This is a genomic window from Sphingobium sp. YR768, assembly GCF_900111125.1.
Taxonomy (GTDB): Bacteria; Pseudomonadota; Alphaproteobacteria; order Sphingomonadales; family Sphingomonadaceae; genus Sphingobium.
The window spans coordinates 90,006-114,162 of sequence record NZ_FOGE01000012.1 but is presented as its reverse complement, the minus strand read 5'-3'; the positions used below and the strand labels follow the sequence as shown (position 1 = coordinate 114,162).

Sequence of the window (24,157 nt, the reverse complement as noted above, 5' to 3'; positions counted from 1 at the left end):
GCGGCTTGTTATCATGCGACTTCGTCGTTAACGTCAGATCACTTTGGGTATTTTAGGGGTAAATTGATGGCCGACCTTGCACACATCTATGATCAGATGCGGGCAAGCCCGATGAATGACTGGGTGGGCGGTTCCGACCCGGAAATGGTGGGCGATGCCTGCATCTCTATCCTGACCCGCCTGCTGCCGCTGGGCGGCCATTCGCGCATCCTGGATTTCGGTTGCGGCATCGGTCGAGGGTTGGTCTCTCTGCACAAGGCCGGTGTTCATCCGCAGCAGTTGGTGGGCATGGACATCATGCCGCCAGTGATCGATTTTTGTGAGGAGCATATCGTTCCTCAACTGCCGAACACCCGGTTCGAGCTGTTGGAAGGGGCAAATGATCATTATGATCGCTTCATCGAACAGCGCCAGCGAAAGAGTTCTGATGTTCTGACAGAGGAATATCGCGACAATTTCACCGACGCCTATGCCTTTTCGGTGTTCACCCATCTGAATCAGGCAGATTTTCAGACGATGTTGCACTTCGTCTCTTCCATGTTGAAGCCCGGTGGACGCTTCATGTTCACCTGTTTCGAATTGAACGAATTTTCACGTCATATGGTTCTGGCTGGCCAATCCATTTTCCCGCTCGACCGTGATCGCATGCGCGAGGCAGGCGATGTATTCATCGCGCATCCTGATGACCCGCTGGCCTTCATCGCCTTTGACAACAGCCTGATCCGGAAGATGGTCTGGCAAGCAGGGATGGCTGTGACAAAGGTCAGCTATGGCTGCTGGATGGGCGGGGGTGTAGGTGATGGATTGCAGGATGCCATCGTCTGCACCAAACTGCCGGTCCTTAAAGCTGTGGAAGATGTCCAGATGACACCGTTGGTTCAGCGCGAACCCGAGGTTTCCGACTCTACTGCATCTGAACAGATGGTCGATATAGGTTCAATCAACGGCGACGGGTCCGATAAACCCGCCTTGCAGCTCAAGAAACTGATGCAATATTGGAAGAAGAGATAGGTCAGCCCATCGACCGCGCCTTAAAAGCAATGGCCTCCGTGATGGATCATGGAGGCCATTCATGAGGTTCAGGGGATAAGGATCGTAGCCCCCGTCGTCTGCCGCGCCTCCAGCGCACGATGCGCATCGGCCGCATCCGCCAGCGCAAAACGCTGCCCGATCTGCGCCTTGATCACGCCGCGCTGCATCCGGTCGAACAACCGATCCGCAGTGTGCGCCAGTTCCTCTGCCGTGGCGATATAATCGAACAGAGTTGGGCGGGTAACATAAAGCGATCCGCCCCGGCTCAGATCCAGCAGGCTGACCGGCGGCACAGCCCCGGATGCATTGCCATAGCTGACCAACAAACCGCGCCGTTTGAGACTGGCGAGCGACGCTCCCCAGCTATCTTTGCCGACCCCGTCATAGACGACGTCCACACCCTTGCCGCCGGTCAGCTCGCGCACCGTCGCGGCCAGATCGTCAAAGGAACCGTGCAGGCTATGATCGGCATCGACCAGCGCCGCCTTGGCCGCCGATCCGCAATGGGCGATGGCGATCACGCCCTTGTCCCGCAGCCAGCGCACCAGGATCGATCCGACCCCACCCGCCGCCGCATGGATCAGCGCCACCTGTCCGGCCTTCAGCGCGATACTGTCCTCCGCCAGATAACAGGCGGTCATGCCCTTCAGCATCATCGCGGCGGCATCTTCGCTCGATACGCCATCGGGAATGCGAACGGCCCGGTCGGCCGGAATGATGCGATGCGTGGCATAGGCGCCGAGTCCACTGGCGCAGCCCACTCGATCCCCGACGGCGAAGCCGGTTACGCCAGCCCCGATCGCGACAACCTTGCCCGCGCCTTCCGACCCCAGCGGGGTGGGGAGGGGGGCAGGGTAAAGCCCAGTGCGATAATAGGTGTCGATGAAATTGAGGCCGACCGCTTCCTGTTCGATCAGCAGTTCGCCTTCGCCCGGCGCGCCCGGATCGAACGCTTCCTTCGCAATCACCTCCGGCCCGCCATGGCTGCGGGCGACCATGCGCCATGCCGCCGACATCAGGCGAGGCTCTCGGCAAAGAAATCGGCGGTACGCTGGTCAGCCAGTTTCGCGGCATCCTCGACCCGGCGATTGCCCATTTCGGCGGCGAAGCCATGGTCCAAGCCTTCATAGTCATGCAGCGTCACATGACGATTATCCTTCAGCCCGTCATGCATCGCCTTCTGCGTTTCCGGCGGCACAAAGCCGTCCTTGGTCGGGATATGCAGCATGGTCGGCTTGCCGATGCCATGCTGTTCGCCCAGCAGGCCATCGATGCCCACGCCATAATAGCCGACAAAGGCATCGCCATCGGTGCGGCAGGCCGACATGAAGGCGATCCGCCCGCCCAGGCAATAGCCCACGACACCGACCTTGCCCGTGCCGCCCAGCGCCGCACGGGCCGCCTTGATCGTCGCCTCGATATCGCGAATGCCCTGATCCTGATTATATTTGGGGATATAGGCCAGCGCCTGCTGCATCTCTTCGGGCACGTCCGCATCCAGTTCGATATGCGGCTCGATCCGCCAGAACAGATCCGGCGCATAGGCCAGATAGCCCGCCTTCGCCCAACTGTCGCACTTTTGACGAATCCCTTCATTCACCCCGAAAATTTCCTGGATGACGATGATCGCCGCGGTCGCTTCCCCATCGGGGGTGGCGACATAGGCATCGAACTGCGCATCGCCTTCCAGCGTGGTGATCGGGGTAAAGTCGCCCATGAAATTCTCCTTCATCCACAAGATTTGAAGCGCATATTGGCCGTTCCGGACGGGGGCGCAACCACCCTGCACTTTTAAAAATTTGCGTTGATACGGCGACTTGCGGCATGACGGCGCAACGCAATCAGAGCGCCACCAGGGAAGGGCAGCGACATGAAGGTAACCGTCGACGTGGATTGCACGCCTGCCGAGGCCCGCGCCTTTCTGGGCCTGCCTGACGTGACCCCCATCCACGACAAATATATCAAGACGATGCTCGACAGTTTCGATGGCGTGGGCAGCGTCGAACAAATGGAAACCCTGTTCAAAAGCTTCTCGCCGCTCGGCGACGCGGGCATGCGCCTGTTCCAGCAGATGATGAATGTCGGTCTGTCGGGCATGACCGGCAGCAAGGACGACAAGAAATAAACAGCGTGCCCCAAGTTCAGGACGACACCATCTTTGCCCTGTCGAGCGGGGCGCCGCCGGCGGGCATCGCCGTCATCCGCATCAGCGGCAATCAGGCCCACACCGCGCTGGAGGCTCTGGCCCGGCGCGTGCCGCAGCCCCGCACTGCCAGCCTCGCCTTGCTGAAAGACCCGCGTGACGGCGGCCTGCTCGATCAGGCGCTGCTGCTCTGGCTGCCCGGCCCGGCGACGGTCACGGGTGAGGATATGGCCGAACTCCATTGCCATGGCGGTCGGGCCGTCGTCGCGGCGGTCGAGGATGCGCTGGGTGCCATGCCCGGTCTGCGCCGCGCCGAGGCAGGTGAATTCACCCGCCGCGCCTTCGCCCATGGCCGCATGGATCTGAATGCGGTGGAGGGCTTGTCCGATCTGCTCGCCGCCGAAACCCAGGGCCAGCGCCGCGCCGCCCTGTTGATGGCGGAGGGGCATTTTTCCCGCCGCATAGACGGCTGGCGCCGGAGCCTGCTTGACCTGTCCGCCATGGCGGAAGCCGCGCTCGATTTCTCCGATGAAGATGACGTGCCCGATGCCGCGATCGAAGCGCGGATCGGTGAGGGGATTGCTGCATTGGCGCAGGACGTCGCCACCATCCTCGCCGCGCCTTCGGCCGAACGGTTGCGAGACGGCGTGCGCGTCGTGCTCGCCGGCCCACCCAATGCCGGCAAATCGACCCTGCTTAATGCACTGGTCGGCCGCGAAGCGGCGATCGTGTCCGATATCGCCGGCACCACGCGCGACCGGATCGAGGTGCCCGCCGCGATCGGTGGCACCGCCTTCCTCTTCACCGACACAGCCGGCCTGCGTGGCGAGACGTCGGATGCGATCGAGGCGATCGGCATCGACCGGGCCCGCGCCGCGCTGGAGGCCGCCGACATCATCCTCTGGCTGGGCGAGGCAGACGAACTGCCCCGCGACGATGCGATCCTGATCGCCGCGCAAAGCGACTGCGCGGAGATGGATCGCCCCGGCCTCTCGCTCTCCGCGCGGACGGGCGAAGGGATGACAAAGCTGATCGTCACCTTGCTGGAGCGTGCCGCAGCGCTGCTGCCGGGGGAGGGCGATTATGCCCTGCACACCCGCCAGAGACAGCGAGTGAGACAGTTGCACGACCATCTCGATGCTGCGCGCGGCACGCCCGATCTGCTGGTCGCGGCCGAGGAATTGCGCCTCGCCCGCACCGCCATCGACGCCCTGACCGGACAGGCCGGGACCGAGGATATGCTCGATCGCCTCTTTTCGGGATTCTGCATCGGCAAATGATGATGTTCCACGTGGAACGCTTTTGACCGGAGTGCCCCACATCTGGTAAGGGCGACCCATGCGAACAAGCTATGATGTGATCGTGGTCGGCGGCGGCCATGCCGGCTGCGAGGCGGCCGCAGCGGCGGCGCGCAAAGGCGCGGCCGTAGCGCTGCTCACTTTCGAAAAGGCGACGGTCGGCGCCATGTCCTGCAACCCCGCGATCGGCGGACTGGGCAAGGGTCATCTCGTCCGCGAAGTCGATGCGCTCGACGGACTGATTGCCCGCGCCGCCGACTCCGCCGCGATTCACTATCGCATGCTCAACAGCAGCAAGGGCGCCGCTGTCCAAGGCCCGCGCATCCAGGCCGACCGCAAACGCTATCGCGCTGCCATCCATGCGATGCTGGATGCCCAGTCCAATCTCGACATTGTCGAGGGCGAAGCCAGCGCACTGATATTGGATGGCGATGCCATTGCCGGGATCGCGCTCGCCGATGGCCGCAGCCTGAGCGCGCCTTCTATCGTCCTCGCGACCGGCACCTTCCTGGGCGGCAAGCTTTTCCGTGGCGACGAGCGCGAAACCGGCGGGCGCGTCGGCGAACGCGCGGCCACCACGCTGGGCCTCCAACTCCGCGACCTCGGCCTGCCGATCGCGCGCCTGAAGACCGGCACGCCGCCGCGCCTTGACGGCCGCACCATCGATTGGGCCGCGCTGGAAACCCAGCCATCGGACGGGGAGGGCTGGACCATGTCGCCCCTCTCCGACCAGCGCGCCCTGCCGCAACTCGCCTGTGCCATCACCCGGACCAATAATCGCACGCATCAGATCATCCGCGAAGGTCTCGGGCGCTCGCCTTTGTTCAGCGGCGCGATCGAGGGCAGGGGGCCGCGCTACTGCCCCTCGATCGAGGACAAGGTACTGCGCTTCGGCGATCGCGACGGGCATCAGATCTTCCTCGAACCGGAAGGACTGGAAGACGCGCTGGTCTATCCCAACGGCATCAGCACCTCTCTGCCGACCGACGTTCAGATCGACATGGTCCGATCGATGCCGGGCTTGGAGAAGGTCGAAATCGCCGTGCCCGGCTATGCGGTCGAATATGACCATGTCGATCCGCGCGCACTAGATGCCTCGCTGGAAGTGCGCACCGTGCCCGGCCTCTTCTGCGCCGGACAGATTAATGGCACCACCGGCTATGAGGAGGCCGCCGCACAGGGCCTGATCGCCGGCGTCAACGCCGCCGCCCGCGCCCGCGGCGAAGGGCCGATGATCCTCGACCGCGCCAGTAGCTATATCGGCGTGATGATCGACGACCTCGTCTTGCAGGGCGTGACCGAACCCTATCGCATGCTCACCGCTCGCGCCGAATATCGCCTGCGCCTGCGTGCCGACAATGCCGAAACACGGCTGGGGCCTATCGGGCTCGCCCATGGCATCATCGGCGAGACTCGCGCAACACGACTAGCGGAGCGCGCGATCCTCCGCGAGACGATCGAAGCCGAACTGGCCCGGCCCATGACCGCCAGTGAAATGGCAAAGGCCGGCGCTTCGGTCCGACAGGATGGCGCCCGTCGCAGTCTGTTCGACTGGGCCCGCTTCCCCGAAGTCGACAAGGCACTGCTGCTCGATCTGGCTCCCTGCCTGCGCGGCGCCCCCGCCGACTTGCGCGCCGAGATTTTGGAGGACGCGCATTACGCCCCCTATCTCCAGCGACAGGATAGTGAGATCGCCGAACTGCGCCGCAATGAGCGCGTGCATATCCCGGCCGATTTCGACTATCGCGCCATCGGCGGTCTTTCTACCGAGATGATCGAACGGCTCGATGCCGCTCGCCCCGACACCCTTGCCGCCGCCGGTCGTATCCGCGGCATCACTCCGGCCGCACTCGCCGCCATATTAGTCCATGTCCGGCGGGAGGCCGCGTGACCGAAGATGAAGCCCGCGCCTGGCTCCAGGCGCAATTTGATGTTTCACGTGAAACATGGGATCAGTTGGAGCGCTATGTCGCCATTCTCCTGTCGGCGATGGACGAGCAGAATCTGATCGCAGAATCGACCCGCCCGCATATCTGGGCGCGCCATATCGTCGATTCCGCCCAACTCCTGACGCACGCCGGCGACGACGATGGCCGCGACTGGATCGACCTGGGATCGGGTGCAGGCCTGCCCGGCATCGTCATCGCCTGTCTGGTCGATCGCCCGCTGATGATGGTCGAATCCCGTCGCAAGCGGATCGATTTCCTGAACGACGTCATTGCCGATCTCGGCCTTGGCAATGCCCGCGTGTTCGGCGGTCGGGTCGAGGCCGTCCCGCCGACCAAGGCCGCGATCATCAGCGCCCGCGCCTATGCGCCGCTGCCCAAATTGCTCGAGTCCGCATTACACCTGTCTGATAAAAAGACCGTCTGGGTGCTGCCAAAAGGACGAAATGCACAAAATGAACTGGAGGCCGTGCGTCCTACATGGCAAGGTGCGTTTCACGTGGAACCGAGCGTAACGGACGCAGATAGCGCCATCATCGTCGCGCGTTCCGTCACACCTGCTGGCAAGAAGAAAGGGCGCCCATGATCCGCATCGCCATCGCCAACCAGAAGGGTGGGGTGGGCAAGACCACGACCGCGATCAACCTCGCCACCGGTCTTGCCGCCACCGGCCTTCGGGTGCTGCTGGTCGATCTCGATCCGCAAGGTAATGCGTCGACCGGCCTTGGCGTCGGGCAGGCCGAACGCGCCCAATCCAGCTATGACCTGCTGGTCGGCAATTGCGCGCTGGACGATACCATTGTCACGACCCGCGTCCCCAAGCTCGACCTCGTTCCCGCAACGCAGGATCTGTCCGGCGCGGAGATCGAACTGATCGACTATGAACAGCGCACCCACCGGCTGGAGCGCGTGCTGGCCGAAGCGCAACCCGGCCGCTGGGACATCTGCCTGATCGACTGCCCGCCTTCGCTCGGCCTGTTGACGATCAATGCCATGGTCGGCGCACAATATCTGCTGGTGCCGCTCCAGTGCGAATTTTTCGCGCTGGAAGGCCTGTCGCAACTGCTCCAGACGGTCGAGCGGATTCGCGGTCGCTTCAATCCCGGCCTTTCAATCATGGGCGTGGCGCTGACCATGTATGATCGGCGCAACCGCCTGACCGATCAGGTGGCAGACGATGTGCGCGCCTGCCTTGGCGATCTGGTCTTCACCACCGTCATCCCGCGCAATGTGCGCCTGTCCGAAGCGCCCAGCCATGGCGTGCCCGCCCTTATCTACGACTTTCGCTGCTCGGGATCGGAAGCCTATATGCGTCTCGCGCGCGAATTGATCGCGCGCCTGCCCCGACAGGAGGTTGCCGCTTGAGCGACGAAACGACCGACAAGCCCAAAATTGCCAAGCGTCCCCAGGGCCTGGGCCGGGGCCTCTCTGCTCTCCTGGGTGACGTATCCCGGGAAGAGCCGGTCAACGCCAGTGCCGCGCCCGCCGCGAATGGCAAGTCCGTGCAGAGCATCGAAGTTGCGTTGATCCATCCGCATCCCGAACAGCCGCGTCGACATTTCGACGAGGGCGCGTTGCAGGAACTGGCCGACAGCATCGCCAAACGCGGCATCATTCAACCGATCATCGTCCGTCCCCATGGCGGCGGTTTCCAGATCATCGCCGGCGAGCGCCGCTGGCGCGCCGCCCAGCGCGCCCAGATGCACCGCATCCCGGCGATCGTCCGCGATTTCGACGAGCAGGAAACGCTGGAAATCGCGCTGATCGAGAATATCCAGCGCGAAGATCTCAACCCGATCGAAGAGGCGGAGGCCTATCGCAAGCTGATCGCCGAATTCCATCACAGCCAGGAAGCGCTGGGCCGCATCGTCGGCAAATCGCGCAGCCATGTCGCCAATCTGATGCGCCTGCTGGAACTGCCGCAGGTGGTGCAGCAGCAGGTGATGCACAGCAAGATCAGCATGGGCCATGCCCGTGCCCTGATCGGCGTGCCAAATTGCGAAAAACTGGCTCAACAGGTTGAAGAAAAAGGCCTTTCCGTTCGCGACACGGAACAGCTTGTCCGCCGGGTCAAGACCGGATCGGACGCACCCGCTGCCCGCATCGTGAGCAAGGATAGCAAAGACAAGGACCCCGACATCGCCGCGCTGGAACAGCATCTGGCCGACATATTGGGCCTGAAGGTCGAGATCGCGCATGATGGCGCGTCGACCGGCGGCACCCTGTCGATGCGCTATTCCAACCTCGACCAGCTCGACATGCTCTGCCAGCGCCTCTCGGGCGAGCGGATTTAAAGATATTCCGTTCGGTTCGGGCCTACAAGACTAGCCCGAACCGAACGCAGCCCCGCGCAATCTTCTGCGCCGGTACATCCAAGCCTACTGGCCTTTTCCCCCTCCGCTCCTTAGGTTGGGATCATGGCCGATATGCTCTCCCCCACTGCCGCCGCTCCTGCCGTCATCCGCCGTACCGACTATCAGGTGCCGGATTGGTTGATCCCCGATATCGCACTCGATTTCGATCTCGATCCGGGATTGACGAAGGTCCGCGCGACCCTGTCCGTAACCCGAAACGGCCCGCATGATCGCCCGCTGCGTCTGGACGGCGATGGACTGGTGCCGCTGGAAATCACCGTCGACGGCCGCCCGCTCGAACAAACGGAATGGCATTTGGAGGCCGGCGCCCTCATCATCCCGCTGTCCGGCGAAGCGCATAGCGTCGAAACGCTGGTCGAACTGGCACCAGAGCGGAACAGCAAGCTGATGGGCCTCTACGCCAGCGGCGGCCTGCTCTGCACCCAGTGCGAGGCGGAGGGCTTCCGCCGCATCACCTTCTTCCCCGACCGGCCCGACATATTGTCCCGCTACAGCGTGCGCATGACAGCGGACAAGACGCGCTTCCCGATCCTGCTGGCCAATGGCGATCCGATCGATCAGGGCGACGCCGCCGATGGCCGCCATTGGGCGCTCTGGAACGATCCCTTCCCCAAGCCCTGCTATCTCTTCGCGCTGGTCGCCGCCGACCTCACCTGCAATGCCGACAGCTTCACCACCATGAGTGGTCGCGCGGTGCAACTTGGCATCTGGGTCAAGGAAGCCGACCTGCCCCGCACCGCCCACGCCATGAAGGCGCTCAAGGGCAGCATGGCCTGGGACGAGCGCATCTATGGTCGCGAATATGATCTGGACGTGTTCAACATCGTCGCTGTCGCCGATTTCAATTTCGGCGCGATGGAGAATAAGGGCCTCAACATCTTCAACAGCCGCTACATATTGGCGGACCCGGAAACCGCCACCGACATCGACTATGACGGGGTGGAGGGTGTCGTCGCCCATGAATATTTCCACAACTGGTCGGGAAATCGCGTCACCTGCCGCGACTGGTTCCAACTGTCTCTGAAGGAAGGCTTCACCGTCTTTCGCGACCAGAATTTCTCCGCCGATATGGGCAGCCATGCGGTCAAGCGGATCGAGGATGTCCGCATTCTGCGCGCCGCCCAGTTCCAGGAGGATAGCGGCCCGCTGGCCCACCCGATCCGGCCCGAATCCTATATGGAAATCAGCAACTTCTACACCTCTACCATCTATAATAAGGGCGCCGAGGTCATCCGCATGATGGCCCTGATGCTGGGTGCCGAGCGCTTCCGGGCGGGCAGCGATCTCTATTTCGACCGGCATGACGGGCAAGCCGCCACCTGCGAGGATTTCGTCCTAGCGATGGAGGAAGGCGGCCAGATCGACCTTGGCCAGTTCCGCCGCTGGTATGAGCAGGCCGGCACCCCCCAGGTCCGCGCCCAGATGGTCCATGACGCCGCCAGCCAGACCGTGACGCTCATGCTGCAACAGACGGTGCCGCCCACGCCCGGCCAGCCCAACAAGCAGCCGATGGCCATTCCGCTGCGCACTGCCCTGTTCGATCCGACCACCGGCCAGCATCATGGCGACGAATTGCTGATGCTCACCCAGCCACAGCAAAGCTTCACCTTCCCCGGCTTCGCCAGCGCGCCGATCCTGTCGATCAATCGCGGCTTCTCTGCCCCGGTGATCGTGGAAACCAACCGCAGCCAGGCCGATCTCGCCTTCCTGTCGGCGCATGATGATGATCCCTTCGCCCGTTATGAGGCGATGCAGCAACTGATGGTCAATGTGCTGATCGGCCGCATCGCCGGACAGACGGTGGATGATGGCGCGGTGATCGACGCCATCCGCAACACGCTGACCGATCCCACGCTCGATCCGGCCTTCATCGCCGAGACGATCCGCCTGCCCAGCGAAGCCTATCTGGGCGACCAGATGAAGCAGGTAGACCCGGACGCGATCCACGCCGCGCGCGACGCCATCCAGACGAAGATCGGCGCCGAACTGGAGACGCTCTGGCGCGACGTTCACGGCAAGACCAAGGCGAACGCCTTCTCCATTTCCCCGGCCGCCAAGGGCGCCCGGAAGCTCCGGAACGCCGCACTGCACTATCTGGTGGCGTCGGGCGCGCCCGATGGCCCGGCCATCGCCTTCGCCCAGTTTAGCGAGGCCGACAATATGACCGAGCGACAGGCCGCGCTGGGCACGCTAGCCAATAGCAGCAGCCCCGAACGCGAAGCCGCGCTCGACATCTTCTACAACCGCTATTCGACCGACGCGCTGACGCTCGACAAATGGTTCCAGACACAGGCCTTCGCCCTGCATCCGGACGCGGTGGAACAGGTCGAGGAACTGGGGCGTCACAAGGACTTCACCCTGGCCAATCCCAACCGTGTGCGCTCGCTCTATGGCGCCTTTGCGGGCAACCAGTGGGCGTTCCACCACAAGTCGGGCAAGGGCTATCGGCTGGTCGCAGACTGCATCATCGCGCTCGACAAGCTGAACCCACAGACGGCGGCGCGACTGGTGCCGCCGCTCGGCCGCTGGAAGCGTTTCGACGAAGCGCGCGCCACCCTGATGCGCGCCGAACTGCAACGCATATTGGCGGAACCCGGCCTGTCGAAGGATGTGACCGAACAGGCCAGCAAGAGTCTGGAATAAGTGAGATAATCCGGGCGCTGCTGTCAGCGCCCGGAACAGGGCAGGGGGTCAGTCCTTGACCGCCGCCACCCATGCAGCGACATCAGCCGCCACCTTGTTCGCGGCGGCATTCAGCGGCGCGCCAACGGTCGAGGCCTCGATCTTACCGCCGATCGGCGTGCTGGCGGTGAAGCGCTGGCGGGCCAGCGCCACACCCGCCGGCGTGGTCAGCACCGCATCATAGGTCACGATCGCGCTATGGCTGGCCGCGTCCACGGTGAAGGCCACCAGTTCGCCCGACAGACGCTGGCCACCATCCCCCGAAAACTGCCCGGCATCCAGCACCACCCGGTCGGTGGTGGCAGAAATCGTCTCCGCCAGCAGGCGGCGGAACAGATGGCGTGGCGTATCGGCCCACTGGATCTTGGTCACATAGGCGACGGCCGTGGGCGACGTCTGCACCGGCACCCGCACCGTATCGAGCATGCGCGGCGCTTCCGGATCGGCGACGATCAGCGTGCGCCCATCGCCCGCCACGCGCGCAGCCCCGGCCGGCACCTTCTGCGCCGCATCCAGCGTCAACAACTGCATCGGCGGCTTGGCGCCGATCGACACGCAACCCGACAGCAAGGTGGCGGCTAGCAGCGCGCTCATCGCGCCACGGGTCTTCATGGAAAACATCGTCCGCATCTCTCTCATCATGGCTTGTAATCCGGCAGCTTGGGCGATCCGACCAGCGATCCGGCGCCCTGCTGATCGAGCTTCTCGGCAACCCCGCGGAAGGATCGCGACATTTCGCGCAGGTCGCGGACCAGCTGGTTCACTTCCGGCATGGTCTGGGTGCTGAACGTCTTCACGCCCGGCTGTGCTTCACCGATCGTCTTGTCGAGGGTATCGATGCTGCGCGTCGCCGACTGCACCGTTTTGCGCAGGTCCGCCATCAGCGGCTTGCCCTCGTCATTCAGCAGCGCGTCGGTGGTCGCGGCCAGCTTGCCGATCTGCTCCACCGCCACGCCCGTCCGCTGCACCGCAATCCGCGCTTCTGCCAGCGTGCCGGCAATCTCGGGGCTACGGTCTGCCAAAGCGCCCGACACCCGCTCGACATTGGCCAGGATGCCCGCAATCGACTGCTGATTCTTGTCATTCAGCAATTCGGTCAGCCGCTCGGTCAGGGTCGACAGCCGCTCCAGCAACTGCGGCGCATTGTTCAGCAATTCGCCCAGCGCGCCCGGCTTGGTCGGTATCACCGCCACACCATCGGGACAGACGGCCAGCGTGTTACTGGCCGGGCATTCGATCGGCGGCGCACCCTTGACCGCGCCGTCCAGCACGATTTCGCTGACGCCGGTAAAGCCGACGCCGGAAATGGTCGCCGTCGTGCCTTGCAGCACGGGCGTCCCTTCCTTCACGGAAATGCGCACCTTCACGAAGCTGGGATCGCGCTTCCACAGTTCGATCTTTTCGACCTTGCCCGATGGCACGCCCGAATAATTGACCGACGATCCCTTCGCCAGACCGTTGACCGACTGTTTGAAGAAGATGTCGAACTCCTTGGCCTCGCCATCGGAGATGCGCGAAAACCAGAAGGCGGCAGCCATGATCGCGGCCAGCAGCAACAGCGTGACCGTGCCCACCAGCACATGGTTGGAGCGGGTTTCCATATCCTATCGCCTTCCGTCCGGCTGGCCATCGGCCGCCCTGTTCTTTTCACGCTCGACCGCCGCCGTGGCGGCCCGGCCGCGCGGACCGTTGAAATATTCCTGTATCCACGGATGGTCCGTGGCCAGCAATTCGGGAATCGTACCGACTGCCGTCACCTTCTTGTCCGCCAGCACCGCCACCCGGTCACAGATCGAATAGAGCGTATCGAGATCATGGGTAATGAGGAAGACGGTCAGGCCCAGCGTCTGTTGCAACTTGCGCGTCATCTCATCGAAGGCGGCGGCACCGATCGGGTCGAGGCCGGCCGTCGGCTCGTCCAGAAACAGCAAATCGGGGTCCAGCGCCAGCGCGCGGGCCAGACCGGCGCGCTTCTTCATGCCACCCGACAGTTCCGACGGATATTTGGGGCCAGCCTCGGTCGGCAGGCCGGTCATCCGGATCTTGTAGGCGGCAATCTCGTCGCGCAACGTTCCGCCGATATTGGGATAATATTCGCGGATCGGCACTTCGACATTCTCGGCAACCGTCAGCGTGGAAAAGAGTGCGCCGCCCTGAAACAACACGCCCCAGCGCTTGCGGATCGCCAGGGCCTCGTCATCCAGACGGCCGACCATATTCTCACCGAAGACGTGGATTTCGCCCTCATCCGGCGTCTGGAGGCCGATGATGGAGCGCATCAGCACCGACTTGCCGGTGCCCGATCCGCCGACCACGCCGATGATCTCGCCGCGATAGACGTCCAGATCGAGCCCTTCATGCACGACCTGATCGCCGAAACTATTCTTCAGACCGCATACCTTGATCGCGATGTCGCTGGATGCCAGCGCCTCCTCAATCCGCTGTTCCTCAGCCTGCTGGATATCCTCTTCGCTCATCAGTTCCATCCGACCCAGGTGAAGAAGACGGCAAAGAAAGCGTCGATCACGATAACCAGGAAGATCGCCTGCACCACCGCAGCGGTGGTGCGCAGCCCGACTTCCTCGGCATTGGCCTTCACCTGCATCCCCTGGAAACAGCCCGACAGGCCGATGATGATGCCAAAGACCGGCGCCTTGATCAGGCCGACCCATAGGTCGGTGATCGGCACCACTTCCCGCAGCCGCTGGATGAAGGTGATGGGCGGAATCTCAAGCGCGACCGCGCACAGGAATCCGCCGCCAATCACCGACATGATCGATGCATAAAAACCGAGCAGCGGCATCATGACGACCACCGCCAGCGTGCGCGGCAACACCAGCGCCTCCATCGGCGACACGCCGATCGTGCGCATGGCGTCGACCTCCTCGGTCAGCTTCATCGTGCCAAGCTGCGCCGCGAAGGCGGAGCCAGACCGGCCCGCCACCATGATCGCGGTCATCAATACGCCCAGTTCACGGAAGGTGAGGCGGCCGACCAGATTGATCGTCAGCATCTCCATGCCGAACTGGCGCAACTGCACCGATCCCTGCTGGGCGATGACGATGCCGATCAGGAAACTCATCAGGCCGATGATGCCGAGCGCGGATACGCCCACCACCTCGAACCGCTGCACCACCGCATTCAGGCGGAAACGGCTGGGATGGCGGATGATATGCCAGCTTGCGACCAGCGTGCCGCCAAAGAAGCCGAGCAGCCCGACCAGCGTCGATCCGGCGGCCGTGACCGCCTCGCCAATCTGGCCCACCACCCGCGACACCGGATGCACATAATCCGGGCGGATCGGCACCGGCTCGTCCAGTTGGCCGACCGCATCGACCAGCCGACGGGCATCTTCCGTCCCGCCCGTGATCTGGCAGTTCAGCCGCTTTGCGGTGCGATGCACCGTCCAGGCGCCGATCGTGTCCATATGATCGACATCGCTCAGGTCGATGGCGGTGACAGGACCCTGCACAGCCTCCAGCCGGTCGGGCAGGTCGGAAAGGCAGGCGATGGCCAGCGATCCGGAAAGCCGGATTACGCTGCTGCCGTCATTTCTGTCTTCGGCAAGATCAGCGGCTTTGTTCATGTGACGGGATTAGTGGTCCATTATCGGTTGCACGGCAAGCCGAAACGGCCCATCCGCAAGCCACAACGAAGAGCAAGGGCAAAAGTTTCGGACACGGTATGAAGCACAGGCTGGCGATCTACGACATGGACCGCACGGTGACGTTCAGCGGCACCTATACGGGATTCCTGATCCATGTGGCGCGGCGGATGGCGCCCTGGCGGCTGCTGCTGCTACCCTGCGTCATCCTGCTGATGCTGGCTTATGTGCTCAAGCTGATCAGCCGACAGCGGCTGAAGGAACTGAATCAGGCGCTGATGATCGGTCCTAATGTCGAACGCGCCAAACTGATGCCGCATATCGAAAGCTATGCCGATCATGTCGTGACGAAGAATCTGCGCGCAGGCGCCGTCGCACAGATCGCGCAGGATCGGGCCGACGGCTATATGCTGGTGCTCGCCACCGCCTCCTACCGCCTCTATGTCGAACCGATCGCCCGGCGGCTGGGCTTTGATGCGGTCATCGCCACCGATCATCTCAGCCAGGATCTGCGCTATGTCCGGGCAAAGATCGCTGGCGAAAATTGCTACGACACCGGCAAGCTGCGGATGATCAAGGCATGGATGGCCGCGCAGGCGATCGACCGCAGCCAGGCTCATATCCGTGCCTATTCCGACCATGTGTCCGACGCGCCGATGCTGGAATATGCCGACATCCCCTTCGCCTCCAATCCGCACAAGCCGCTGGCCAAACTGGCAGCGGAACGCGGGTGGACGCGGGTGGACTGGATCTGATTGAATGCGATGGGCTCCTGCGAAAGCAGGACCCCAGTTCCGCCATCTATTGGGTCAGTCCATCGATCGCCGCCCATCCATCCGCGCCGATTCCTGCCAACATCCGGCGATGCGCTGCCCGCACCCCGCCCAGCGCTATGACCGGCGCCTCGACCTGCCGCGCCAGCGCCGCAAAGCGCACCCGCCCCAGCGTCTTCGCGCCCGGATGCGATCGGGTCGGGAACAGGGGGGAGACAAAGCACAGATCAGCGCCGCCCGCCGCGACAGCCTCCCGCACATCATGCACCGGACGGCTACGCAGCAGAGGTCGCATCACCCGCCGCCGGTCGCGACCATGCACTCCATCCGCCCGCCATGCGGCCGCGTCCTTCGCACTGCCCGCCAGCAGCAATAGCAACCGCCGCCGCCGGGCAATCTGCCGCAGCGCTTCGAACAGCGCCCGCCGCTCCGTCGGTCCCATGCGATAATGGCGAAAGACGATCCCCGCCGCCCCCTTGGGCAATCGTGCGGCGGCCGCCAGCAACGCCACGTCTTCCACCCGCTCGTCCGTCATAAGCCACAAGGTGGGCAGTTTTTTGCGGTGGCGGCGCTGCATGGCCTTCGCCTATAGCAGCGCCCATGACCACCGACACCCAAGAAGCGGCCCAGCGCCTGGCCGATCTGCGCGATTCCATCGATCGCGCCGCCCGCCTGACCCGCCGCACCGCCGACGACATCAACCTGATCGCCGTGTCCAAGACGCATGACGCCGACGCCATTTGCCCGCTGATCGCGGCCGGCCAGCGCGTCTTCGGGGAAAATCGCGTGCAGGAAAGCCAGGAAAAATGGCCTGCCCTGCGGGAGGAATATGCCGATATAGAACTGCATCTGGTCGGCCAGCTCCAATCCAACAAGGCGGCCGAAGCGGTCGCCCTGTTCGATGTGATCCACGGCCTCGACCGGCCCTCGCTGCTGGCTGCGCTGGCCAAGGCGATGGATGCCGCGGGCAAGCGCATCCCCTGTTTCCTTCAGGTCAATATCGGTGGGGAAGAACAAAAAGGCGGCTGCCCCATTGCCGACACGCCCGCGCTGATCGCCGCCGCGCGCGATGCCGATATTCCGCTGCTGGGCCTGATGTGCGTGCCGCCCGCAGATATCGAGGCTGCGCCCTTCTTCGCCCTGCTCGCGAAAATGGCGCGCGAGGAGGGCCTCGCGCGCCTGTCCATGGGCATGTCGGGCGATTATGAAACCGCGATCATGCTGGGCGCGACCGACATTCGCGTCGGCACCGCCCTGTTCGGGCAAAGACCCTCTCCCGCCCGCCCGGTACCGGCAAGCGGGAGGGGCATGCTCAGAAACTCCCGCGCAAAGTGATGCCGTAAGTCCGAGGCTCCGCCAGATAGGCGGAGATCAGCTGGTTCGCCATCGGCGCACCCGTTGCGAACTGGCCGGTGGTCGACGTCGCCGGGCTGCTGGACTGGAGCGGGCTGGAGAAGGCGACCTGGGTATAATCCTGGTTGAAGATATTCTGCCCCCACAGTTCGATCGCCCAGCGCTGGTCCTTGCCGCGAATACCGACGCGCGCATTGACGATCGCATAGCCATCCTGCCGCTTTTCGGGGAACAGGTCCGACCCGGTATTATAGTCGCTGGTCAGGCGGCCATCGACATAGAAGAGGGCGGACAGGCCCGATGATCCGATCGCCGGGGTCCAGGCGACGCTGGCGGTGGTGACGAGCTGCGGCGCGTTGGAGTTGATCGATCCCGGCAGCAGGAACAGCGCCGGGTCCAGCGGCACGCTGCCGTCACTGCTGCCCACCAGCCGGTTGGCGAATTTCGCGCGGGCATAGGTCAGGCCGCCCGACACCCGGAAATCGCGCACCGGGGTCGCCGTCAGTTCCAGTTCCACGCCCTGGCTGATCAGGCCCGGCCCCACATCGCCGCTATCGCAGGTCCGCGTGGCGCTCAGCGCGCTGTCGCAGCCATTGATATTCTGCACGACGAAGCTGGTGCCGTTGAAGGTGTTGAGCTGGAAATTCTTGAACTCCTGTCGGAAGGCGGCGATGTTGGCGCTCCATTTGGGCTGGGCATATTTCAGGCCCACCTCGAAGGAATCCACCTTTTCCGCCGCGAAGCGCAGGCTGGTGACATCGGCATTGGTGCGCGGCGCGAACACGGCGGGAATGGCATTCAGCCCGGTCGATCCCAGCTGGAACCGATCCAGATTATAGCCGCCCGCCTTATAGCCCTTGGAATAGCTGCCATAGAGCAGCAGGTCGTCGATCGGCTTCCAGGACAGCACGGCCGTCCCCGAAAACTCCCCGTCGCTGATCTTGTCGTTCAGGTTCAGCGCATTCAGGCTGGTCGATCCATTGCCCAGGCACCCCAGCGTCAGGATGCCGCCCGCCAGCGCCGCCGCGCTGCCCAGCGCCGCATTTGTAGCCAGCGAGGGCAGGGCGGACGACTGCAACGCCGCGCAGGTCGCATTATTGTTATTGAAATCGGACGAGAAGCGCTTGCTTTCATGGGTGTAGCGCAGGCCCAAAGTCAGATCGAGCCGGTTGGTGATATGGACGATATTATGGGTGAAGATCGCCCAATTCTCACTCTTCTGCCGATAGAGCGATGCCACGTCGCCCGTGCCTGACGGTATCGCCGCCAGCGCGCGCAGCCCGTTGCCAAGGCCGGTGGAAATCGCCCCGGCCTGCGCCGCTGCGGTCGCCGCCGGCAAACCCCGTGCGATCAGCGCGGCGGTCAACCCGGCATTCAATTGCGCCTGCGTTCCGTTGATCAGCGCAGAAGTGGCAAGGCCACTGCCACAGGCGGCCAGTTGCGCCGCCGTAAAGTTGCTGGTGGCACCCGCGCCCGCCATCAGGCGACAGGCGGCAAACCTGCCATAATCGGCGCCGAAGCGGATATTATCCTGCAAGGTCAGCCGTTCATTGGCGTAATAGCCGCCCACCAGCCAGTCGAGCTTGTCGGCAAAGGCCGATCCCTGCAACCGCAATTCCTGCGTGAAGGTCTTGAACTGGCGATAGGTGTTAGGGTCGCGATAGAGGAGGTCGGCGGCATTATAGTCATAATCGCCATAATCGCGGGATTTATAGTCGCGATAGGCGGTGATGCTGGTCAGCTTGGCGCCACCGAAATCATAATTAATCTCGCCCGACAGGCCCCAGTCGCGTAGCTTGCTGACATAGTCCCGGCCCGGCGTGGGCGACAATTCCCGATCATAGGGATTGGCGGCGATGACGCTGCCTTGCCCTGCCAGGATCGCGGCGATCCGGTTGAACGGCGCGGTGCCATAACCGCCGCCCGCCACCGGAACCCGCTCGCGCGTTTCGATATAGGCCGCGCCGCAGCAGCTTTCGTCGCGATTGGTATAATCGCCGATCAGCCGGATCGACAGCGCGTCATTCGGCTCGATCAGCGCCTGTCCGCGCAGGAAATAGCGGTTGCGGTCGTTCGTATCACCGACCTTCGCGCCGCTGCCGTCGACCAGCTTGTAGAATCCGTCGCGCTTGCTCCACACCCCGTCCAGCGACAGGGCGATGCCCTCCGCCACCGGCCCGGTGACGCGGCCCGACAGCCGCCAATAATCATAATTGCCATAGGTGATCTCACCCTTGGCGTTGAACGTATTTTCCGGCGCCTTGCTGATGATGTTGATCAGGCCCGCCGACGCATTGCGGCCGAACAGGGTGCCCTGCGGCCCGCGCAGCACCTCCACCCGTTCGATCTCGCCCAGTTCATTGAGGCCCGCGCCGGTGCGCGACCGATAGACACCGTCGATGAATACCGCGACGGAGCTTTCCAGACCCGGATTGTCGCCCACCGTGCCGATGCCACGGATGCGGGCCGAGGCATTGGCTTCGGACCCGGTCGAGGACACGAGCAGGGACGGGGCAAGCTGGTTCAGCGTGCGGATGTCGCTCGCGCCGCTATTGAGCATCGCCTGCGCACCCACCGCCGACACCGCGATAGGCACGTCGGACAGGGGACTGGCCCGGCGGGTGGCGGTGACGATGATCTGGGCTTCGTTCGGGTCAGCGGCACCCTGTGGCGCCGTCTCTTCCTGCGCCAGGGCAGCGGGGGCAAACAGGCACAGCGCCAGCGCGCCTACGGACGTCAGCAAGGGACTCTTGGCTGTCATGATGGCAATCCTCTCCTGGCCCGCACGACTTTTCGCCGCGTCGGGATAAGGGTGATTATGCTGCCACAGCGCGATGTTGGCAAGACTCGGCAGATTTCAGGGGATTTTTCCGCAGGTGCGGAAGCGCACATTCGCCCTATGTTGCTATATAGCAACAAATGCGCGTCCGATTTCCGTAGCGTCCCTTTACGATAAGGGAAAGCGCAGCAACCGGTCCGCGACCGGCACCAACGCAGCCGCACCCGGCCCCACCGCGCGGCGAATCTCCCCATGGCCCGCATCCAGTCCCCCCGTCAGCGCGCCCAGCGCCGGCAGGATCAGCTTGGTTGCCGATCCCACGAAGCAGCGGCGCGACACATGCCGTCCGCGCAGCGACAGGCGCAGCTTGGGATGGAAATGGCCCGAAATCTCCGGCCGCTTGTCCTCCGGATCGGCTTCATGCCGCAACCAGATGCCCCCCACTTCCGCCTCCGCCACGCGCCGTCCCCCCGGCATGGCCGCAACCCCGACGTCATGATTGCCGGTAATCCAGGTCCAGTCCAGCCTTTCCGTAAGGGCAGTCAGCCGGTCGCGGGCCTTCGGGTCCAGCCGCGCGGCGCCATCGGCATCATGGAAACTGTCCCCCAGCGACCAGACCGCCCGCGCGCCGGTGCGCGCCACCAGCGCCTCGATCACGTCCAGCGTCGCCTGACTGTCATGCGGGGGCAGGAACTGGCCGAACCGGGCATACCAGCTCGCTTTCTCGAAATGCAGGTCCGCCACCAGCAGCGCATGCTGATCGGGCCAGAAGAGCGCGGCTTCGGGCAGCGCCAGAAACGCATGACCTGCGAACGAAAGGGGAACCATCGCCCGGCTATGCGCCTCTACGCCCCGGCTTTCAAGAGGCGCGCGCAGCGCCTATAGGGGCCGCCATGTCCTATACCGTCGCCGCCCTCTATCATTTCACCCGCTTCGCCGATCCGCAGGCGATCGCCGCCGATCTCAAGGCCGTCTGCGCAGACCTTGGCACCTGCGGCACGCTGATCGTCGCGGGGGAGGGGATCAATGGCACGGTCGCCGGCGATGCGGACGCCGTTACGGCCCTGATCGCCCATATCCGCGCGCTGCCCGGCTGCGCGGAAACGGACGTCAAATATGCGCAGGCCACGCAAGCCCCCTTCGCCCGGATGAAGGTGAAGGTGAAGGCGGAAATCGTGACTTTGGGCGCGGGCGATCTCGACCCCGCCAATCAGGCGGGCACCCATCTCGACCCGGCCGAATGGAACGCGCTGATCGCCGATCCCGACACGATCCTGATCGACACCCGCAACGCCTATGAAGTCGCCTGCGGCACCTTCGAAAATGCGATCGACCCCGCGACCCGCTCCTTTCGCGACTTCCCCGACTGGTTCGACGCCTTCGCCGCCGACCTCAAGACGCAGGGCCGCAGCCCGAAGATCGCAATGTTTTGCACCGGCGGCATACGCTGCGAAAAGTCCACCGCTCTGGTCAAGGCGCGCGGCTTTGACGATGTCTATCATCTCAAGGGCGGAATCCTGCGCTATCTGGAAGAAATGCCGGAAACCGACAGCCGCTGGCAGGGCGAATGCTATGTCTTTGACGAGCGGGTGACGGTGGGCCATGGCCTCAAGCCCGGCGATTATATCACCTGCCGCACCTGCGGCCTGCCCCATCCGCAGGGTGCCGCCCATGACTGCCCCGGCGACGAAAACGGCGCTTGGCCGCATCGGGGCTAATCCGCCCTAAGCGCGCGACAGTTCATGATCACTGACAGCGAACAGAAATGAGAAAATGATGACCCGGCCAATTTCAACTGACGCGCGCCATGAGCATTTTGCCTATTGCGTTCAACTCTTTGGCGGGACCACGGCTTTCTCCAGACGCCTCGGCATAGACGAGCGGGCCATCCGCCGCTTCATCAATGGCGAACGGCCAATTGGGGACAGGCTGCTGGAAGATACCGCCAAGGCATTGCGCCTGCTCATCGCTGAAGCGACCAAGGCTGAAGAACAGATTGCCGCCATCTTGCAAGGGTCACCGACCGATCCATCATGAGGGCGGTCAGTGACGATGGCAGACCGTCAGGACTGGAGAACGGCTCAAACCGGCTCTTCCACCAGTTCCGCAATCTCGAACTGATAGCTTTTCCACCCCCGCATCTTCGCGCCATTCACGGCTGGCCCCTTCAGCTTCTTCGCCTCGGCGAGCGACCGCGTATGGCCCCAGAAGACCTCGGTCTTGCCATTGTCCAGCACTGCCACGATCCGCCAATAATGGGTGAGGAGGTCCGCCGTCGGGCCGATCCGCTTCACATAACCGTCGGGCATGGTGGCCACCAGATAGCGTTTCCTGCCGCGCGCCATCGCCTTACCCGCGATAGCGGTGCAGGCCCGCGCCATGGACGCGCAGCCATTCGCGCGCAGGCCGGGGGTCGGCGCCATGGATGCGGCGGTGCGCGGCGTGGAAGGCGGGGCTATGGTCCATGTGCAGCAGATGGGCCAGTTCATGCGCCACCGTCGCCCGGCGCACCTCCGGCGGGGCCAGGATCAGGCGCCAGCTATAGCGGATCGCGCCCGAGGACGCGCAACTGCCCCAGCGGCTGCGCGTATCACCCACGCCCACCGACGCGACGATCAGCCCATGCTCCCGCGCCAGTTCGTGACTCTCCGTCTCCAGCACCGCCCGCGCCCGACTGATCAGCCAGCGCTGCACCCGCGCGCCCACCGATTCCGCCGCACCGCCCAGCATCAGCCGGTCACCCTCCAGCCTTATCGTGCGCGTCGCACCCTCGACCCAGCAGATCCGCACCTCGCGCCCCTCCAGCGGGAACAGCGCGCGATGCTCCAGCCGGGTGACGGCCGGCTGCTTCGCCATCTGCGCCCTTACCCAGCCTTCATGATCCTGCGCCCATCCCAGCGCTTTCTTCAGGTTCGCCCGCATCGGCAGCGACAGGCGCAATTCGCCGCGCACGCTGTCGATCGTCAGCCGATAGGCCCGCGCCCGTGCCGACCGGCGCACCCGCACCGGCATCGCCACGCCGTCGATCAGGATCGCCGCGTCACAGTTCCCGGTCGACAAGATGATTTTCCCAATCGCCCGCATCCGCTTCCGCCACGGTCCAGCCGCGCACCGACTCCCCGGCGCGATGCACCGCTTCCCGGTCGCCGCAGACCAGATAATGCCATGCCGGCAGCGGCAGGCCTTCCTCGCGCAGGCGATAGGCGCAGGTGCGCGGCAGCCAGCTTATCTGCTTCACCTTGGCCGGGGTCAGTCGCACGCAATCGGGCACGAACTTGCGCCGGTCCTTGTAATTGCAGCATTGCCCGCTCTGCCGGTCGAGCAGGCGGCAGGCGACATTGGTGGGGTAGATGCGCCCCGTATCCTCATCCTCGGCCTTGTGCAGGCAACATTTGCCACACCCGTCGCACAGCGCTTCCCACTCGGCACGATCGAGCTTGTCGAGGGGCTTTTCCCAGAAGTGCGTCACTTGATCCATTTTTCAAAGAAAGCCAGCACCTTGTCCGGCGCGCCCTCATCCACGTCCGGCGTGCCGGGATCGTCCACCGGCACCAGCGCCACCGGCTTGCCGTCCCGGTCGAACAGATAGGGCGTCCGGCTGTGGCTGACCAGATAGTCGGTCGCGCCTGCCGATTGTTCGGGATTATAGATTACCACGAAATCCTTGGCGACCTTGGCGATCTGCGCCTTCGTGCCGGTCAGGCCGATCAGGCGCGGGTGGAAGGCCGCGACATAGGTTTTCAGAACGGCGGGCGTATCGCGCTCCGGGTCGACGCTGATCAGCATCGGCTGCACCTTCGCGGCAAGGGCAGGCTTTGCCTTCTCGAATTTGGAAAATGCCTGCATGATCCGTTGCAGGTCGACCGGGCACACGTCCGGGCAATAGGTATAGCCGAAATAGACGAGGCGATACTGGCCCTTATAATCGTCCCACTTCGTCGGCTTGCCATCCTGATTGGTCAGGGTGAAGGGCGCGCCGATCCGCGCGCCGACCAGTTCGCCCGGTTCGCTATCCCCGCTTGATGCATTGCCCCCAGACCCCATATTACAGGCAGCCAGCAGGGCGAAAAAAGGCAAGACCAGATAAGGTCGGACCAGATAAGGCAGAGCGGGGGCGGTGGCGTCTTTGTTCATGGCATGGCCAGCCATGCCCTGCTAGGACATGTTTTGCA

25 protein-coding genes are annotated in these 24,157 nt (G+C 63.9%); 12 read left to right on the top strand and 13 right to left on the bottom strand.

Annotated features, from left to right (window positions below; all coding sequences use genetic code 11):
- The first annotated feature begins 66 nt into the window (after window positions 1–66).
- Window positions 67–1,011: a class I SAM-dependent methyltransferase gene (locus tag BMX92_RS14720; RefSeq protein ID WP_093017782.1), complete on the top strand. Its 945-nt coding sequence runs from the start codon at window positions 67–69 to the stop codon at window positions 1,009–1,011.
- Between the two features lie 68 nt (window positions 1,012–1,079).
- On the opposite strand, the gene BMX92_RS14715 is transcribed toward BMX92_RS14720, so the two are convergent.
- Window positions 1,080–2,048 (bottom strand): quinone oxidoreductase family protein, encoded by a 969-nt coding sequence (locus BMX92_RS14715; RefSeq protein ID WP_256213442.1) that lies wholly within the window; start codon window positions 2,046–2,048, stop codon window positions 1,080–1,082.
- Window positions 2,048–2,749, bottom strand: coding sequence for a dienelactone hydrolase family protein (locus BMX92_RS14710; protein WP_093017885.1), 702 nt, complete (start codon window positions 2,747–2,749; stop codon window positions 2,048–2,050). The genes BMX92_RS14715 and BMX92_RS14710 overlap by 1 nt, the downstream gene beginning before the upstream one ends.
- A gap of 153 nt (window positions 2,750–2,902) precedes the next feature.
- On the opposite strand from BMX92_RS14710, the gene BMX92_RS14705 reads away from it, so the two are divergent.
- The 7 genes from BMX92_RS14705 to pepN all read left to right on the top strand — a co-directional run bounded on the left by BMX92_RS14705 (window position 2,903) and on the right by pepN (window position 11,437).
- Window positions 2,903–3,157 carry a DUF6489 family protein gene (locus BMX92_RS14705; RefSeq protein WP_093017780.1) on the top strand — a complete coding sequence of 85 codons (255 nt, stop codon included), beginning with the start codon at window positions 2,903–2,905 and terminating at the stop codon, window positions 3,155–3,157.
- Between the two features lie 5 nt (window positions 3,158–3,162).
- Window positions 3,163–4,455 (top strand): tRNA uridine-5-carboxymethylaminomethyl(34) synthesis GTPase MnmE, encoded by a 1,293-nt coding sequence (mnmE, locus tag BMX92_RS14700; RefSeq protein WP_093017778.1) that lies wholly within the window; start codon window positions 3,163–3,165, stop codon window positions 4,453–4,455.
- Between the two features lie 58 nt (window positions 4,456–4,513).
- Complete coding sequence (gene mnmG / locus BMX92_RS14695) at window positions 4,514–6,364, top strand: tRNA uridine-5-carboxymethylaminomethyl(34) synthesis enzyme MnmG (protein ID WP_093017776.1); 1,851 nt, start codon at window positions 4,514–4,516, stop codon at window positions 6,362–6,364.
- A complete protein-coding gene (gene rsmG, locus BMX92_RS14690) occupies window positions 6,361–7,005 on the top strand; it encodes a 16S rRNA (guanine(527)-N(7))-methyltransferase RsmG (RefSeq protein WP_093017774.1) in 645 nt (214 codons plus the stop codon). The genes mnmG and rsmG overlap by 4 nt, the downstream gene beginning before the upstream one ends.
- A complete protein-coding gene (locus BMX92_RS14685) occupies window positions 7,002–7,784 on the top strand; it encodes a ParA family protein (protein ID WP_093017772.1) in 783 nt (260 codons plus the stop codon). Before rsmG ends, BMX92_RS14685 begins: the two co-directional genes overlap by 4 nt.
- Entirely contained in the window at window positions 7,781–8,713 is a 933-nt protein-coding gene (locus BMX92_RS14680; protein ID WP_093017770.1) for a ParB/RepB/Spo0J family partition protein, read from the top strand. The genes BMX92_RS14685 and BMX92_RS14680 overlap by 4 nt, the downstream gene beginning before the upstream one ends.
- Window positions 8,714–8,836: 123 nt before the next feature.
- Window positions 8,837–11,437 (top strand): aminopeptidase N, encoded by a 2,601-nt coding sequence (gene pepN / locus BMX92_RS14675; protein ID WP_093017768.1) that lies wholly within the window; start codon window positions 8,837–8,839, stop codon window positions 11,435–11,437.
- Window positions 11,438–11,485: 48 nt separating this feature from the next.
- On the opposite strand, the gene BMX92_RS14670 is transcribed toward pepN, so the two are convergent.
- The 4 genes from BMX92_RS14670 to BMX92_RS14655 are packed head-to-tail and all read right to left on the bottom strand — an operon-like array spanning window position 11,486 to window position 15,062.
- Window positions 11,486–12,097, bottom strand: coding sequence for an ABC-type transport auxiliary lipoprotein family protein (locus BMX92_RS14670; protein WP_093017883.1), 612 nt, complete (start codon window positions 12,095–12,097; stop codon window positions 11,486–11,488).
- A gap of 17 nt (window positions 12,098–12,114) precedes the next feature.
- Window positions 12,115–13,077 (bottom strand): MlaD family protein, encoded by a 963-nt coding sequence (locus BMX92_RS14665; RefSeq protein WP_093017766.1) that lies wholly within the window; start codon window positions 13,075–13,077, stop codon window positions 12,115–12,117.
- A gap of 3 nt (window positions 13,078–13,080) precedes the next feature.
- A complete protein-coding gene (locus BMX92_RS14660; RefSeq protein WP_093017881.1) occupies window positions 13,081–13,953 on the bottom strand; it encodes an ABC transporter ATP-binding protein in 873 nt (290 codons plus the stop codon).
- Complete coding sequence (locus BMX92_RS14655) at window positions 13,953–15,062, bottom strand: ABC transporter permease (RefSeq protein ID WP_093017764.1); 1,110 nt, start codon at window positions 15,060–15,062, stop codon at window positions 13,953–13,955. The genes BMX92_RS14660 and BMX92_RS14655 overlap by 1 nt, the downstream gene beginning before the upstream one ends.
- A gap of 98 nt (window positions 15,063–15,160) precedes the next feature.
- On the opposite strand from BMX92_RS14655, the gene BMX92_RS14650 reads away from it, so the two are divergent.
- The gene (locus BMX92_RS14650; protein ID WP_093017762.1) at window positions 15,161–15,835 is read left to right on the top strand and encodes an HAD family hydrolase; all 675 of its coding nucleotides are present in this window, start codon (window positions 15,161–15,163) and stop codon (window positions 15,833–15,835) included.
- Window positions 15,836–15,881: 46 nt separating this feature from the next.
- Here the strand turns inward: BMX92_RS14650 and BMX92_RS14645 are convergent, their stop codons facing one another.
- On the bottom strand, window positions 15,882–16,430 hold the full coding sequence (locus BMX92_RS14645) for a thiamine phosphate synthase (protein ID WP_093017760.1): 549 nt from the start codon (window positions 16,428–16,430) through the stop codon (window positions 15,882–15,884).
- Between the two features lie 23 nt (window positions 16,431–16,453).
- On the opposite strand from BMX92_RS14645, the gene BMX92_RS14640 reads away from it, so the two are divergent.
- A complete protein-coding gene (locus BMX92_RS14640; protein WP_093017758.1) occupies window positions 16,454–17,188 on the top strand; it encodes a YggS family pyridoxal phosphate-dependent enzyme in 735 nt (244 codons plus the stop codon).
- On the opposite strand, the gene BMX92_RS14635 is transcribed toward BMX92_RS14640, so the two are convergent.
- Together BMX92_RS14635 and pdeM are read right to left on the bottom strand one after the other, a co-directional pair.
- A complete protein-coding gene (locus BMX92_RS14635; protein ID WP_093017756.1) occupies window positions 17,166–19,967 on the bottom strand; it encodes a TonB-dependent receptor in 2,802 nt (933 codons plus the stop codon). The two genes, BMX92_RS14640 and BMX92_RS14635, sit on opposite strands and share 23 nt — an antisense overlap.
- Window positions 19,968–20,153: 186 nt before the next feature.
- A complete protein-coding gene (gene pdeM, locus BMX92_RS14630; RefSeq protein ID WP_093017754.1) occupies window positions 20,154–20,813 on the bottom strand; it encodes a ligase-associated DNA damage response endonuclease PdeM in 660 nt (219 codons plus the stop codon).
- 65 nt (window positions 20,814–20,878) lie between these two features.
- Here pdeM and BMX92_RS14625 point away from each other — a divergent pair, with 65 nt between their 5' ends.
- Window positions 20,879–21,703 (top strand): oxygen-dependent tRNA uridine(34) hydroxylase TrhO, encoded by an 825-nt coding sequence (locus BMX92_RS14625; RefSeq protein WP_093017752.1) that lies wholly within the window; start codon window positions 20,879–20,881, stop codon window positions 21,701–21,703.
- Window positions 21,704–21,761: 58 nt separating this feature from the next.
- A complete protein-coding gene (locus BMX92_RS14620) occupies window positions 21,762–22,022 on the top strand; it encodes a helix-turn-helix domain-containing protein (protein ID WP_093017879.1) in 261 nt (86 codons plus the stop codon).
- Window positions 22,023–22,066: 44 nt separating this feature from the next.
- Here BMX92_RS14620 and BMX92_RS14615 read toward each other — a convergent pair whose 3' ends face one another.
- Genes BMX92_RS14615 through BMX92_RS14600 form a run of 4 tightly spaced genes read right to left on the bottom strand, consistent with a single transcriptional unit; the run spans window position 22,067 to window position 24,134 of the window.
- Window positions 22,067–22,330 (bottom strand): hypothetical protein, encoded by a 264-nt coding sequence (locus BMX92_RS14615; RefSeq protein WP_093017750.1) that lies wholly within the window; start codon window positions 22,328–22,330, stop codon window positions 22,067–22,069.
- A 4-nt stretch (window positions 22,331–22,334) separates the two neighbouring features.
- The gene (locus BMX92_RS14610) at window positions 22,335–23,069 is read right to left on the bottom strand and encodes a M48 family metallopeptidase (RefSeq protein ID WP_177185057.1); all 735 of its coding nucleotides are present in this window, start codon (window positions 23,067–23,069) and stop codon (window positions 22,335–22,337) included.
- Window positions 23,026–23,463: a YcgN family cysteine cluster protein gene (locus BMX92_RS14605; protein WP_093017746.1), complete on the bottom strand. Its 438-nt coding sequence runs from the start codon at window positions 23,461–23,463 to the stop codon at window positions 23,026–23,028. The genes BMX92_RS14610 and BMX92_RS14605 overlap by 44 nt, the downstream gene beginning before the upstream one ends.
- A complete protein-coding gene (locus BMX92_RS14600) occupies window positions 23,451–24,134 on the bottom strand; it encodes an SCO family protein (protein ID WP_093017744.1) in 684 nt (227 codons plus the stop codon). The genes BMX92_RS14605 and BMX92_RS14600 overlap by 13 nt, the downstream gene beginning before the upstream one ends.
- Window positions 24,135–24,157: the final 23 nt, after the last annotated feature.

What these genes read in the sequence shown, in the direction of transcription:
- BMX92_RS14720 (WP_093017782.1), top strand. Translation starts at nt 67, where the DNA reads ATGGCCGACCTTGCACACATCTATGATCAGATGCGGGCAAGCCCGATG.
- BMX92_RS14715 (WP_256213442.1), bottom strand. Translation starts at nt 2,048, where the DNA reads ATGTCGGCGGCATGGCGCATGGTCGCCCGCAGCCATGGCGGGCCGGAG.
- BMX92_RS14710 (WP_093017885.1), bottom strand. Translation starts at nt 2,749, where the DNA reads ATGGGCGACTTTACCCCGATCACCACGCTGGAAGGCGATGCGCAGTTC.
- BMX92_RS14705 (WP_093017780.1), top strand. Translation starts at nt 2,903, where the DNA reads ATGAAGGTAACCGTCGACGTGGATTGCACGCCTGCCGAGGCCCGCGCC.
- mnmG (WP_093017776.1), top strand. Translation starts at nt 4,514, where the DNA reads ATGCGAACAAGCTATGATGTGATCGTGGTCGGCGGCGGCCATGCCGGC.
- BMX92_RS14685 (WP_093017772.1), top strand. Translation starts at nt 7,002, where the DNA reads ATGATCCGCATCGCCATCGCCAACCAGAAGGGTGGGGTGGGCAAGACC.
- pepN (WP_093017768.1), top strand. Translation starts at nt 8,837, where the DNA reads ATGGCCGATATGCTCTCCCCCACTGCCGCCGCTCCTGCCGTCATCCGC.
- BMX92_RS14670 (WP_093017883.1), bottom strand. Translation starts at nt 12,097, where the DNA reads ATGTTTTCCATGAAGACCCGTGGCGCGATGAGCGCGCTGCTAGCCGCC.
- BMX92_RS14665 (WP_093017766.1), bottom strand. Translation starts at nt 13,077, where the DNA reads ATGGAAACCCGCTCCAACCATGTGCTGGTGGGCACGGTCACGCTGTTG.
- BMX92_RS14660 (WP_093017881.1), bottom strand. Translation starts at nt 13,953, where the DNA reads ATGAGCGAAGAGGATATCCAGCAGGCTGAGGAACAGCGGATTGAGGAG.
- BMX92_RS14655 (WP_093017764.1), bottom strand. Translation starts at nt 15,062, where the DNA reads ATGAACAAAGCCGCTGATCTTGCCGAAGACAGAAATGACGGCAGCAGC.
- BMX92_RS14650 (WP_093017762.1), top strand. Translation starts at nt 15,161, where the DNA reads ATGAAGCACAGGCTGGCGATCTACGACATGGACCGCACGGTGACGTTC.
- BMX92_RS14645 (WP_093017760.1), bottom strand. Translation starts at nt 16,430, where the DNA reads ATGCAGCGCCGCCACCGCAAAAAACTGCCCACCTTGTGGCTTATGACG.
- BMX92_RS14640 (WP_093017758.1), top strand. Translation starts at nt 16,454, where the DNA reads ATGACCACCGACACCCAAGAAGCGGCCCAGCGCCTGGCCGATCTGCGC.
- BMX92_RS14635 (WP_093017756.1), bottom strand. Translation starts at nt 19,967, where the DNA reads ATGACAGCCAAGAGTCCCTTGCTGACGTCCGTAGGCGCGCTGGCGCTG.
- pdeM (WP_093017754.1), bottom strand. Translation starts at nt 20,813, where the DNA reads ATGGTTCCCCTTTCGTTCGCAGGTCATGCGTTTCTGGCGCTGCCCGAA.
- BMX92_RS14625 (WP_093017752.1), top strand. Translation starts at nt 20,879, where the DNA reads ATGTCCTATACCGTCGCCGCCCTCTATCATTTCACCCGCTTCGCCGAT.
- BMX92_RS14620 (WP_093017879.1), top strand. Translation starts at nt 21,762, where the DNA reads ATGACCCGGCCAATTTCAACTGACGCGCGCCATGAGCATTTTGCCTAT.
- BMX92_RS14615 (WP_093017750.1), bottom strand. Translation starts at nt 22,330, where the DNA reads ATGGCGCGCGGCAGGAAACGCTATCTGGTGGCCACCATGCCCGACGGT.
- BMX92_RS14610 (WP_177185057.1), bottom strand. Translation starts at nt 23,069, where the DNA reads ATGCGGGCGATTGGGAAAATCATCTTGTCGACCGGGAACTGTGACGCG.
- BMX92_RS14605 (WP_093017746.1), bottom strand. Translation starts at nt 23,463, where the DNA reads ATGGATCAAGTGACGCACTTCTGGGAAAAGCCCCTCGACAAGCTCGAT.
- BMX92_RS14600 (WP_093017744.1), bottom strand. Translation starts at nt 24,134, where the DNA reads ATGGCTGGCCATGCCATGAACAAAGACGCCACCGCCCCCGCTCTGCCT.